Source organism: Bradyrhizobium sp. LHD-71 (genome assembly GCF_031157255.1).
Classification (GTDB): Bacteria; Pseudomonadota; Alphaproteobacteria; order Rhizobiales; family Xanthobacteraceae; genus P52-10.
In genome coordinates this window covers 167,159-178,635 of record NZ_JAVIFX010000015.1, presented here as the reverse complement: position 1 = coordinate 178,635, position 11,477 = coordinate 167,159, and the positions used below count along the sequence as shown (strand labels likewise).

The window sequence follows — 11,477 nt, the reverse complement described above, 5'->3', positions numbered from 1 at the left end:
CGAATTTCTGATCCATAAACGACACTAGAATCATAAACTTGCTAGTGTCCTGATCGAATCCGAAGTTCGCTCTGAGCTCGCTGCAAAGTACGGCGAACTTCGGATTCGGGACACTAGCCGTTCTTCGGAGCGGCTAGCACGACGATGCTCAATGTCGGAAATGGCGGATGCCGGTGAGCACCATGGCGATGCCGTGGTCGTCGGCAGCCTTGATCACCTCGTCGTCGCGCATCGAGCCGCCGGGCTGGATCACGGCGGTCGCGCCGGCGGCAACGGCTGCGAGCAATCCGTCCGCGAACGGAAAGAAGGCGTCCGATGCGACCACCGAACCCTTGGTCATGGGTTCAGCGAGCTTCGATGCGCGCGCCACATCTTCCGCCTTCTGGGCGGCAATCCGCGCCGAATCGACTCGGCTCATCTGACCTGCGCCGACGCCAACGGTGGCCAGGTCCTTTGCATAGATGATGGTGTTCGATTTCACGTGCTTGGCGACGCGGAAGGCGAACTTCAAGTCGCGCAGCTCCGCGCTGGTCGGCTCGCGCTTGGTGACCGTCTTGAGGTTCATGTCGTCGACTACGGCGTTGTCGCGGGTCTGCACCAGCATGCCGCCGGCGACGGTCTTCATCGTCAGTCCTGCTGCGCGCGGATTGGGCAGGCCGCCCGCAAGCAACAGCCTCAGGTTCTTCCGGGCGCCGATGATCGCGATCGCTTCGTCAGTGGCATCCGGTGCGATGATCACCTCGGTAAAGATCTCGGTGATCGCCCGTGCGGTGTCCGCATCGAGCGGACGATTCATGGCGATGATTCCGCCGAACGCCGAGACCGGATCGCAGGCCAGCGCCTTGCGGTAGGCGCTGACGAGGTCTTGGGCTTCGGCGACGCCGCAAGGGTTTGCGTGCTTGACGATGACGCAGGCGGCGGTGCGTGCGGCATCGAACTCGGCGATGCACTCGTATGCGGCGTCGGTATCGCTGATGTTGTTGTAGGAGAGTTGCTTGCCTTGCACCTGCCGCGCGGTCGCGACACCGGGGCGATGCTCCGGGGTGCGATAGAATGCGGCGCTTTGGTGCGGGTTCTCGCCGTAGCGTAGCGTTTCAGCAAGCTTGCCGCCGAAGGCGCGGAAATCCGGCGCGTCGATCTTCAGCTGATCCGCGAACCAGTTCGAGATGGCCGCATCATAGGCTGCGGTGCGCGCATAGGCCTTCGCCGCAAGCCTGCGCCGCAACGTAAGCGTGGTCGCACCGTTGTTTGCGGCAAGCTCGGCGAGGACGGCTGCATAGTCGTTCGCCTCGACCACCACCGCGACGTCGTTGTGGTTCTTGGCGGCGGCGCGGATCATGGCCGGGCCGCCGATGTCGATGTTTTCGATGCAGTCGTCTTCGCTGGCCCCTTTCTCCACCGTCGCTTCGAACGGGTAGAGATTGACGATCAGGAGGTCGATCGGCGCGATGCCGTGCGCCTTGGCGGCCTTGTCGTGCTCCGCATTGCCGCGGATCGAAAGCAGCCCGCCATGGACCTTCGGGTGCAGCGTCTTGACCCGGCCGTCCATCATCTCCGGAAATCCGGTCAGCTCGGAGACATCACGGACCGCCAGGCCGGCGTCGGCGATCGCTTTCGCGGTGCCGCCGGTGGAGACCAGTTCGATGCCGCGCCCGGCGAGCGCGCGGGCGAACTCGATCAGCCCGGATTTGTCGGAAACGGAAAGCAAGGCCCGCGTCACGCGGCGCAACTGGTCTGTCATAAGAGGTATCCTGCCGGAAAGGCGGGTGCGGTAGCATGATTCAGGAGCAGACGAAACCGACCTTCCCTGAAAAGGGCCCGACTGGAGCCGGCTGCGGATTTTACAGCGGCAGCTCCGGTTCCCGTTGGGCGCTGCGCCGGGCGGCTGTCGCTGCGACGCCACCAGCGGAACGGGAAAAGCTCCACTGCACGTTCGGTGCGGTGCGCACATTCTTGCGAATCACGATCTGCGAGGTCCGGCGCGGCCCATCCGGCCCGGCCAGGAACACGCTGTCCTCGAGGTCGACCTTGTCGTCACGCGTCTCGAACGTCCACACGTCGCGGTTGGGCAGGACCAGCATCACGCCCCGGGCGTCGCTGAGCCGGCTGGCCTTGATCGACGGATGCAGATGAAAACGGATCGCGTAGTCGCTATCGCGGAGCTTGGTGTTCGCCCCTTGCGCGATTTCAATCGCATCTTCGCCGGCAACACGGCCGCCATCGCTCGACAACATGATCGCACGCCGGTGCACGATACCGAAGCGCCGCTGGTAGCCGTCATGCGATGCGGTCAGCAGAACGCCGTTCTGCAACACCTCGCGAGAGCTTTCGACGTTGACGGGTCCGGAAACGATCAGCGTGCCCTGCAGCAGCCGCTTCATCGCCGACTGCGCTACAAACTCGCAAGACGAGGTGTCGTGAAAGGTCAGCACTGAATGCGCGGGCGTCTCGCGGGCGAACGCGCGCCAGTTGTCGCGCCCGGCCGCGGGCATGCCGCAGTTGATGACGATGCGATTCATGCCTGACGACAGCTCGAAGGCGAGGCAGCCGGCGTGTGCGTCCTGGCTGACATTCGGCGGCGGCGATGCGCCGGTATCCATGATCACGGCGGTCGATGTTGCGTCGAGCCGTTGAAAGCCGGAATGCGGCATGCTCGCCATTGGCGTTCCGTGCGTGTCGTCATAGGCCAGCAGCGTGGCGAGCAGGTCGGACGGCGTGGCGCTCATGCCGTTGAACAGCGCGAAGTTGCCGTCGCCGTGCCGGAAGAAGCGAAGCATCGGCATCATCCGGTCGATTGCGTTCAACAGCATCGGCGGTGGAGGGATGTTGCGAGCCGCAAACGTCTGTCGCAGTGGCAACAAGTCGAGCAGCAGTTCGATCAGCGCCGACGGATTGCGCGAGATGTGGCCACCGTCGGGCAGGATCTGGCGCTGCAATTCGTCCGACAGGCGGCGGGTCACGGCGCGGATGTGGCGCGCATGATTGGCGAGACACAGCGACGCATAGCAAAGCGCGATCAGCACGAGCAGCCGCGGCACGCCGTCGGAAATGTTCAGCATGGTGTGGCGGAGATAGCGGATCTCACGCGCGAGGTTGCGCAGATATCGGCGATAAAACCTGCCATCGGTGTCGCTGAGGAGCAGCGGCGCCTGCGACAGCAACGAGATGACCCGTCGCGCCAGCACCTCAGCCCGCCATGCCGTCTTGCTCGCCTGGTGCTGGGACGACATCCATTCGTCGACCAATGAGCGCGCATTGGCGCGTGTGATGGCGGAATCGGCGGCGCGCAGGTGCCGCAGCCAGCCGAAGCCGAGCAGCGCGACCTCCCAATCCTCGGATGGCGGATCGAGCGAGAACACCGAGCGGCCGTGGCAGGTGACGATCTTGCCGGCAAAGACGAATCGCCCCGCGTAGATCTCCGCGGCGCGGGTGGCGTCGGCGGTGCGCAGCTCCTGCGGCGAGATCAGGAGCTGATCGGTTCGCCCCGGCCAGACGCGCCACAACGCGGCCGAGTTCCAGCTCGCCCGTGCCAGCATGTTCCTGGCGAAGCGGCTAGCGACCAGACCGGAGACACGGCGGTGGTAGGCGACGGATCGGCGCGCCATCGGCGTTATAAAACTTCCCCCTGCGCAAGTTGAGCGCGCTGTGTGAGCGATGCAGCCCGCGACCTCCAGGATGCGAATGTTCTCGACCGGAGACTCAAGCCCGAAGCGGACAGGTCAACATATACCGGAGAGAACCGCGCCGGCCAAATCAAGCCGGCAAATAATTTAGTTGAGTCAGGCTTTTACCAGCCGGGCGGCGAAGAAGCCGTCAAGTCCCGCCATCCGCGGGTCGGCGTGCGGCAATTGGCAGGGCAGGGTGCGCAGATCGCCCTCAACTGTGATCAGCTCGCGGCGGCCGGCGACCTCCGACGCGTCGATCGGCGCACGGCGCAGCGCCTGCTCGGACTCCAGAAGCTGTTGCACGGCCAACTCGCCTTCTTCCGGTTCCAGCGAGCACGTGCAGTAGACCAGCGTGCCGCCCGGCTTGAGCATTGCAACCGCCCGCTGCAGCAGGCGATGCTGCAAACCGGTGAGCGTGTTGATATCGGAAGCTTGTTTCAGCCAGGCAATGTCCGGATGCCGGCGAATGGTGCCAGTCGCGGTGCACGGCGCGTCCACCAGCACTGCGTCGAACGGTGCGTGGGTCCACTCCGTGGCGTCTGCGACGACGATCTCCGCGGTCAGGGCCAATCGGGCGAGATTGTCCTTCAGGCGCTTGATCCGCGCCGGCGAGCGATCGACGGCGGTGACTGCGGCACCCGCCTGTGCGAGCTGTGCGGTCTTGCCGCCCGGTGCCGCGCAGAGATCGGCCACCGACTTGCCACGCAGGTCGCCGAACAGCGTCGCAGGCAGCGCTGCCGCTGCGTCCTGCACCCACCATTGGCCGTCATCGAATCCCGGCAGCATCGTCACTGCGCCATGCAGTGGCGTGCGGACGCTTCCCGTCGGAAGCACTTCGCCGTGCAGCCGCTCGGCCCAGACGGCCGCATCGGATTTGACTGTGATGTCGAGCGCGGGCTCGTGGCGAATCGCCGCGGCGATATCGCGTGTGGTCGCGTCACCGTAATGCGCGCTCCATCGGCTGAACAACCACTCCGGAATGTCGGCGGCCTGCTTCGCCGCCTCCTCGCCCAACGCCTGTCCCTCGCGCGCGCAGCGGCGCAACACCGCGTTGACGAGGCCGACATATCGGGCCGCGCGGCGATCGGCCTGCGCCAGTCGCACAGAGAGATCGACTGCCGCATGATCCGGCACGTCCATCCACAGGATCTGCGCCGCGCCGAGCAGCAGCGCCGTTTCCGCGCGTTGCGAATCCGCCGGCATGCCGCGATCGAGCAGCCGCGACAGCACGTATCGCAACGTGCCGAGGCGGCGCAGCACCGTCGCGACCAGCCGTCGCATCAGCGCCCGGTCGCGGTCGCTGAGGCCTTTCACAGCCGGATGTGCGCTGGGGCCTTCGAGCTGGTCGTCCAGCGCGCGACGCCGCACAAGCACATTGTCGATGATGTCTGCCGCAATCCGCCGCGCGGCGAAACCCGGCGCGTCGATCTGCGGGGCTAGTCTGGGTGACGGCATAAAGTGCTTCGAACTTCAGAGGACTGAAAGCGGCGCGAGATGGTCGCGCTGATGGGATTGATATCGGCCGAATGAGCCAAATATAAGAATCTGCACAAAGCGATGTTGCGATGCTGATTTCTCAAGGTGATGACGATGCATGATGCCGATCGCGAACCGGGCGCGCCTGCCTCGCGCGCTGCACCGTCGTCGGATGCCGCGCCGGCGCTGCGCAAGCCGTTGCCGCCGGCTGCGCAACGTGCATTGGCTGAGGCTGCCGAACGCCGCGCCCAGGCTGAAAAGGCCGCTGTCGACGAGAAGCCGCGCGAGTTCCAGGGCCCTAAGGGACCGGAGCCGACCCGATTCGGCGACTGGGAGCGGAAAGGCATCGCCTCAGATTTCTGAACTCTGATCAGCCGCCGCGCCTCCAGCCCCGGAGGTTCGCAAGAAACATCATCGCCGGATGTTCCTATATTGTTCTTGCCTGTCTCGGCGATTCGCGGCTACATAGACTTATGTTCCTAACCCGCGGATTGAATACGCCCCACATCGGCCGGAGCTGGCACAGGCGGCTGACCGCGGTCCTGCCCTGGGTGTTCGTCCTCTGCGTCGCCGCGGGATCGACGCTTCCTCTCGGCGAGTGGAGCGCGCGGCTCGGCGTGCCATGGAAAAGTTCTGAGGAGCTCCAACGCGAGCGCGACAGCGAGACGATCTGGCGACGCGCTGGCAACCCGAGCGTCAGACATGAAGTCGACGTGCTGCGCACTGTCGACGGCGATACGTTCGATGCACGCGTTGTGCTGTGGCCAGGACTTGAACTCGACACGCGCGTGCGATTGCGCGGCATCGATGCGCCGGAAATCCACGCCTCGTGCGAGGTGGAGTTTCGCAAGGCGCAGGTCTCAACCAGGGCTCTGCGTACAATGCTCGCCGAAGGCGGCGTAGCGATCTTCAACATCGGACCTGACAAGTATGGTGGCCGGGTGGTGGCAGACGTCGCGACGCGCAACACGCCGAACGTGTCTTCGGCGCTCGTTGCTGCGGGCCACGTGCGCGCCTATCTCGGCGGTCGCCGTCAGGCTTGGTGCAATGGCCCGCTGCGCTAGAGCATGATTCGGAAGGTTTCCCGAAAAGATCATCCTCCAGACAGACTCTAGCGCACCACGACCACGGGTGTGCCGATGTCCACGCGCTGATAAAGGTCGGTGATGTCGTGGTTGTACATCCGGATGCAGCCGCCGGAGACAAAACCGCCGATCGAGCCCGGCGTGTTGGTGCCGTGGATCGCATATTCGCCGCCGGCGAGCGTCAGTGCCGCGACGCCCATCGGGTTGCGTGACGATCCGCCCGGGACGACCGCGGAAGACATCCGCCGTTCGCGCGCCATGTCCGGCGGTGGCGCCCAGGCTGGATACCTATACTTGCCGTCGACGCTCGATGTGCCGGCCCACTGTTTGCCGGCCCTGCCGACGCCGACCCTGTAGCGCATGGCGGAGCCGCCGCCGAGCACGAGGTAAAGGCGGCGCTCACGGGTGTTCACGACGATGGTGCCGGAAGGATAGCTTGCCGAGAACGCGACCATCTCGGGCGCGGCGCGGGCGGGGACATGGCTGACTGCGGCTCCTGCAACAGCAAGACAAGCAGCCAGAAGACAGCGGCCGAACATCTTTATGCACTCCAACGCTACTCACACACGCGCGCCATGCTTTTCCAGCGCGCGTTTCGATTATGCCGTTGCATCTCACCAATTGGTTACACGCGAGATGCAGCTTTCGGCACAACGGCGCAGGTCGAACCTGGAAATGGAGGAAGAGGTAAAGGATCGGCAAACGCGCTGAGCGGTACTTGAATCATTGGTTGCGACGCGAATTTGAGCGCGACTTGACATGCAGGCATTTACCTGCATATTGCACATCATCGAAAGTGAGACGGATGCACGCCGACCAGGTTTTCAAGGCGCTGGCCGACCCGACGCGCAGAAGGTTGCTCGACCTCCTGTGTGAAAAGAACGGTCAGACGCTTGGCCAGCTCTGCGAGAACCTGGACATGGCAAGGCAATCCGCCACGCAGCACCTTGAGATCCTGGAGGCGGCCAATCTGGTGAGCACAGTGAGGCGTGGCCGGGAAAAGCTTCACTTCATCAATCCCGTGCCGATCCACGAGGTCTACGAGCGGTGGGTTCGGAAGTTCGAACGTCAGCGGCTCAGCCTGCTGCACGATCTGAAGAAACAACTCGAAGGAGGGTCATGATGACCAAAGAGAAGACCAGCTTTGTTTACGTGACCTACATTATGTCGAAGCCTGAAAAGGTGTTCGAAGCCATCACGAAGCCGGAGATCGCACGACGCTATTGGGGCCACGAGAACGTCTCCGACTGGAAAGTCGGATCGAAGTGGGAACATATCCGCGCCAATGATCAACGGACCGTCGAACTCGTAGGCCAGGTCATTGAGATGTCGCCGCCCAGCCGCCTGGTCATGACCTGGGCGAACGCCTCACAGGCCGCCGACCCGGCCAGCTACAGCCGGGTCACCTTTGAGATCGCGGAATACGAGGACATGGTCCGGCTGACTGTCACCCATGACGAACTCGAAGCCGGTAGCGGGATGGCGAACGGCATCCAAAAAGGCTGGCCGGTCGTTCTCTCCAGCCTGAAGTCCTTCCTGGAAACCGGCCGCGGCCTTGACGTTTTTGCCAAGCCAAAAGCGGCTTGATCTCGGGAGCTCCGCCAGCGGCAGCCGGCTTGCAATAACGAACGGCCAAACACACTGAACCGTTCGTGGTCGTCGCCGACCAACACGTAACATGGGTCTGTGCCGCCGAAGTTTTTTGCAAGCCGGAATCGCCGCCGCACTGCTGCCGAGCGCAAGGCTCGTCGCTGCTCCGACGGCGGCAAATGCCATCGTTCTCAATGACGCCAGCAGGCTCAACCCCACACCGGTCGCGAAGGTCGCGATCCTGTCCGGCCGGGACGAAGAAAATCTGCTCGCCAGCTTGCGTAACGAGTTGCGTGAAGCGGCAAAGGAGGGGCGGCCTGTTGCCGTCGGCGGTGCGCGGCATTCCATGGGCGGGCAGAGTCTCGCGCGGGGCGGCACGGCGGTCTCGCTCGAAACCTCGATCGTAAAACCAGATGTTGCGGCAAACGTCTATCGGGTCGGTGCCGGTGCACGTTGGCGCGAGGTGCTCGCCGCGCTCGATCCGCTGCAGCTTTCGCCGGCGGTCATGCAATCCAACAACGACTTCAGCATCGGTGGGACACTCTCGGTGAACGCCCACGGTTGGCCAGTGCCGTTCGGGCCTTTCGGCACCACTGTGAAATCATTTCGGATGCTGCTCGCGGACGGAGAGCTTGTCACATGTTCGCGTGATCAGAATGCTGATCTCTTCAGCCTCGCCGTCGGTGGCTATGGCCTGTTCGGTGTTATCATCGATGCGGAACTCGCTGCGGCCTCGAACTGGAGTCTGCGTGCCCGGCCGGCGCGACTGCCGTCGGATGAATTCACCAAAGCTTTCATCGATGCGGCGAACCAGCCGCTCAACGCGATGTTGTATGGCCGCCTGTCGGTCTCGCGCGACAATTTCCTGCGCGATGCGCTGATGGTCGCCTATCGTTCTGATGGATTTCAGCCCACCGTTGCGAAGGCAGGCAAGCCATCCGCAGCTTACGCTTACCTCTCGCGCAACATCTTTCGCGCGCAGACCGGTTCAGAGACGGGAAAGAAGCCGCGCTGGCTTGTCGAGACGCGCTTGACGGCGACTGTATCGCCATCCGTCACGCGCAACGAGCTTCTGAATCACCCGGTCGCCGAATTTGCGGACAGCAACTTCCGCCGCACGGACATCCTGCACGAATATTTCGTGCCGCCCGAACGGCTCGAGGATTTTCTCGCCGGCTGTCGCGAGATCATACCACGACACAGCCAGGACCTGTTGAGCGTTACGCTCCGCTATGTCGGAGGTGATGAATCCAGCGTGCTTGCGTACGCTGCTGGACCGCGCATCGCCGCGGTGATGCTGTTCGTGCAGCCGATGACGCCCGAGGCCAATCAAGACATGCAGGCGATGACGGCAAAACTGATCGATCACGTGCTGTCGCTCGGCGGGAGCTTCTATCTGCCCTACCGGCTGCACGCCACTCGCGCGCAGGTGCGTCGCGCCTATCCGCGCGCGGAGGAGTTCATCGCCGCCAAGCGCCGATTCGACCCGAACCTGCTATTCCGCAATACGCTGTGGGACAGGTATTTTGGCTAAGCGTCTCGCGCCATGGCACGCCGCCGCCGTTCGAAAGAACAGCAGCTACTTCTCGCTGATCCAGCCTGGAAGGCAAAACCCCGGTCGCCAGTTACGCCCCTTTGCGATTCTGGCGGTTCTTGACCAGATCGTCGACCACCGCCGGATCGGCCAGCGTCGAGGTATCGCCGAGCGACGTGTAGTCGTCTTCGGCGATCTTGCGCAGGATGCGGCGCATGATCTTACCCGAGCGCGTTTTCGGCAGGCCGGGCGAAAACTGGATCAGGTCGGGCGAGGCGATCGGGCCGATGTCCTTGCGTACCCAGGCGACCAGTTCCTTCCGGAGCTCGTCGCTCGGCTGCACGCCGACCATCAACGTGACATAGGCGTAGATGCCCTGACCCTTGATGTCATGCGGGTAGCCGACCACCGCGGCCTCGGAAATCTTCTCGTGCGCGACCAGCGAGCTTTCCACCTCCGCGGTACCCATGCGATGGCCGGAGACGTTGATCACGTCGTCGACGCGCCCGGTGATCCAGTAGTAGCCGTCGGCGTCGCGGCGGCAGCCATCGCCGGTGAAATATTTGCCCCTGTAGTTCGCAAAATAAGTCTGCTCGAAGCGGTCGTGATCGCCATAGACCGTGCGCATCTGTCCGGGCCACGAGCGGGCGATGCAGAGGTTGCCGGTCGCAGCACCTTCCAGCACCTTGCCGTCTGCGTCGACGATCTCCGGCGCCACGCCGAAGAACGGTTGTGTCGCAGAGCCCGGCTTCAGCTTCGTCGCGCCCGGCAGCGGCGTGATCAGGATTCCGCCGGTCTCGGTCTGCCACCACGTATCGACGATCGGGCAACGGCCGTCGCCGACCACGCGATGGTACCATTCCCAGGCCTCCGGATTGATCGGCTCGCCCACCGAGCCGAGCAGGCGGAGGCTCGCGCGCGAGGTTTTCTTCACCGGACCATCGCCCGCCTGCATCAAGGCGCGGATAGCGGTCGGTGCAGTGTAGAAGATGTTGACCTTGTGCTTGTCGATCACATTCCAGAAGCGCGAATTGTCCGGATAGTTCGGCACGCCTTCGAACATCAGCGTGGTCGCGCCGTTGCAAAGCGGGCCGTACAGGATGTAGCTGTGACCGGTGACCCAGCCGACGTCGGCGGTGCACCAATAAATGTCGCCGTCGTGATAATCGAACACGTATTGATGGGTCATGGACGTGTAGACGAGATAGCCGCCGGTGGTGTGCAGCACACCCTTCGGCTTGCCGGTCGAGCCGGAGGTATAGAGAATGAACAGCGGATCCTCCGCGTTCATCGGTTCGCACGGGCAATCGGCGGGAACACTCTTGGCCGCTTCGTCATAATAGATGTCCCGTCCCGCCTTCATCGCCACTTGCGCGCCGGTTCGTCTGACAACGACGACCGTTGTCACGCCGCCGGCCTTGTCGGCCGCGGCGTCGGTGTTGGCCTTCAGCGGCACAGGTCTGCCGCCGCGGAGGCCCTCGTCCGCGGTGATCACCACGTTCGATCTGCAGTCCTCGATCCGGCCAGCGAGCGAGTCCGGCGAGAAGCCGCCGAACACCACTGAATGGATGGCGCCGATGCGAGCACAGGCGAGCATCGCGTAGGCGGCTTCCGGAATCATCGGCATGTAGATGGTGACGCGGTCGCCCTTCTTGACGCCGCGCGACTTCAGCACGTTCGCGAACTTGCAGACTTCCGCATGCAGCTCTTTGTAGGTGATCTTCCTGTCGTCTTTCGGATCGTCACCTTCCCAGATGATGGCCGTCTGGTCGCCGCGCTTCGCGAGATGTCGGTCGACGCAGTTGTAGGCGACATTCAACACTCCGTCCTCGAACCACTTGATCGAGATGTTACCGGGCGCGAAGGATACGTTTTCGACTTTGGTGAATGGCTTGGTCCAGTCGACGCGCTGCGCCTGCTCGGACCAGAAACCGTTCGGATCCTTGATCGAGCGCGCATACATGTCGTTGTATCTTGCAGCGTCGATGAAGGCGCGCTTCGCCCACTCCGCGGACACGTCATAGATCTTCTCGGACATCAGTTCCTCCACGCGAACGGCCAGCCGACGACGGCATAACTCTTGAAATTTCACCGCATTATGCGACGGCCGGGCTTTCCCCGACAAGC

10 protein-coding genes are annotated in these 11,477 nt (G+C 63.5%); 5 read left to right on the top strand and 5 right to left on the bottom strand.

From position 1 onward, the window contains the following. Positions 1-148: 148 nt before the first annotated feature. The 3 genes from purH to RCO31_RS18380 all read right to left on the bottom strand — a co-directional run bounded on the left by purH (position 149) and on the right by RCO31_RS18380 (position 5,120). Positions 149-1,741: a bifunctional phosphoribosylaminoimidazolecarboxamide formyltransferase/IMP cyclohydrolase gene (gene purH / locus RCO31_RS18390; protein ID WP_308969882.1), complete on the bottom strand. Its 1,593-nt coding sequence runs from the start codon at positions 1,739-1,741 to the stop codon at positions 149-151. A 100-nt stretch (positions 1,742-1,841) separates the two neighbouring features. Beyond that, entirely contained in the window at positions 1,842-3,605 is a 1,764-nt protein-coding gene (locus RCO31_RS18385) for a heparinase II/III family protein (protein ID WP_308969881.1), read from the bottom strand. A gap of 174 nt (positions 3,606-3,779) precedes the next feature. Then, complete coding sequence (locus tag RCO31_RS18380; protein WP_308969880.1) at positions 3,780-5,120, bottom strand: transcription antitermination factor NusB; 1,341 nt, start codon at positions 5,118-5,120, stop codon at positions 3,780-3,782. A 135-nt stretch (positions 5,121-5,255) separates the two neighbouring features. Here RCO31_RS18380 and RCO31_RS18375 point away from each other — a divergent pair, with 135 nt between their 5' ends. Together RCO31_RS18375 and RCO31_RS18370 are read left to right on the top strand one after the other, a co-directional pair. Next, entirely contained in the window at positions 5,256-5,504 is a 249-nt protein-coding gene (locus RCO31_RS18375; RefSeq protein ID WP_308969879.1) for a DUF1674 domain-containing protein, read from the top strand. Positions 5,505-5,614: 110 nt separating this feature from the next. Next, positions 5,615-6,205 carry a thermonuclease family protein gene (locus tag RCO31_RS18370; protein WP_308969878.1) on the top strand — a complete coding sequence of 197 codons (591 nt, stop codon included), beginning with the start codon at positions 5,615-5,617 and terminating at the stop codon, positions 6,203-6,205. 47 nt (positions 6,206-6,252) lie between these two features. On the opposite strand, the gene RCO31_RS18365 is transcribed toward RCO31_RS18370, so the two are convergent. Next, positions 6,253-6,765 carry a L,D-transpeptidase gene (locus tag RCO31_RS18365; RefSeq protein ID WP_308969877.1) on the bottom strand — a complete coding sequence of 171 codons (513 nt, stop codon included), beginning with the start codon at positions 6,763-6,765 and terminating at the stop codon, positions 6,253-6,255. A gap of 266 nt (positions 6,766-7,031) precedes the next feature. On the opposite strand from RCO31_RS18365, the gene RCO31_RS18360 reads away from it, so the two are divergent. The 3 genes from RCO31_RS18360 to RCO31_RS18350 all read left to right on the top strand — a co-directional run bounded on the left by RCO31_RS18360 (position 7,032) and on the right by RCO31_RS18350 (position 9,350). Beyond that, positions 7,032-7,349, top strand: a complete 318-nt coding sequence (locus RCO31_RS18360; RefSeq protein WP_308969876.1) for a helix-turn-helix domain-containing protein — start codon at positions 7,032-7,034, stop codon at positions 7,347-7,349. Then, positions 7,349-7,813: an SRPBCC family protein gene (locus tag RCO31_RS18355; protein ID WP_308969875.1), complete on the top strand. Its 465-nt coding sequence runs from the start codon at positions 7,349-7,351 to the stop codon at positions 7,811-7,813. Before RCO31_RS18360 ends, RCO31_RS18355 begins: the two co-directional genes overlap by 1 nt. 115 nt (positions 7,814-7,928) lie before the next feature. After that, a complete protein-coding gene (locus RCO31_RS18350; protein ID WP_308969874.1) occupies positions 7,929-9,350 on the top strand; it encodes an FAD-binding oxidoreductase in 1,422 nt (473 codons plus the stop codon). Between the two features lie 91 nt (positions 9,351-9,441). Here RCO31_RS18350 and acs read toward each other — a convergent pair whose 3' ends face one another. Continuing rightward, on the bottom strand, positions 9,442-11,388 hold the full coding sequence (gene acs / locus RCO31_RS18345) for an acetate--CoA ligase (RefSeq protein ID WP_308969873.1): 1,947 nt from the start codon (positions 11,386-11,388) through the stop codon (positions 9,442-9,444). Positions 11,389-11,477 lie beyond the last annotated feature (89 nt).

What these genes read in the sequence shown, in the direction of transcription:
- purH (WP_308969882.1), bottom strand. Translation starts at nt 1,741, where the DNA reads ATGACAGACCAGTTGCGCCGCGTGACGCGGGCCTTGCTTTCCGTTTCC.
- RCO31_RS18385 (WP_308969881.1), bottom strand. Translation starts at nt 3,605, where the DNA reads ATGGCGCGCCGATCCGTCGCCTACCACCGCCGTGTCTCCGGTCTGGTC.
- RCO31_RS18380 (WP_308969880.1), bottom strand. Translation starts at nt 5,120, where the DNA reads ATGCCGTCACCCAGACTAGCCCCGCAGATCGACGCGCCGGGTTTCGCC.
- RCO31_RS18375 (WP_308969879.1), top strand. Translation starts at nt 5,256, where the DNA reads ATGCATGATGCCGATCGCGAACCGGGCGCGCCTGCCTCGCGCGCTGCA.
- RCO31_RS18370 (WP_308969878.1), top strand. Translation starts at nt 5,615, where the DNA reads ATGTTCCTAACCCGCGGATTGAATACGCCCCACATCGGCCGGAGCTGG.
- RCO31_RS18365 (WP_308969877.1), bottom strand. Translation starts at nt 6,765, where the DNA reads ATGTTCGGCCGCTGTCTTCTGGCTGCTTGTCTTGCTGTTGCAGGAGCC.
- RCO31_RS18360 (WP_308969876.1), top strand. Translation starts at nt 7,032, where the DNA reads ATGCACGCCGACCAGGTTTTCAAGGCGCTGGCCGACCCGACGCGCAGA.
- RCO31_RS18355 (WP_308969875.1), top strand. Translation starts at nt 7,349, where the DNA reads ATGACCAAAGAGAAGACCAGCTTTGTTTACGTGACCTACATTATGTCG.
- acs (WP_308969873.1), bottom strand. Translation starts at nt 11,388, where the DNA reads ATGTCCGAGAAGATCTATGACGTGTCCGCGGAGTGGGCGAAGCGCGCC.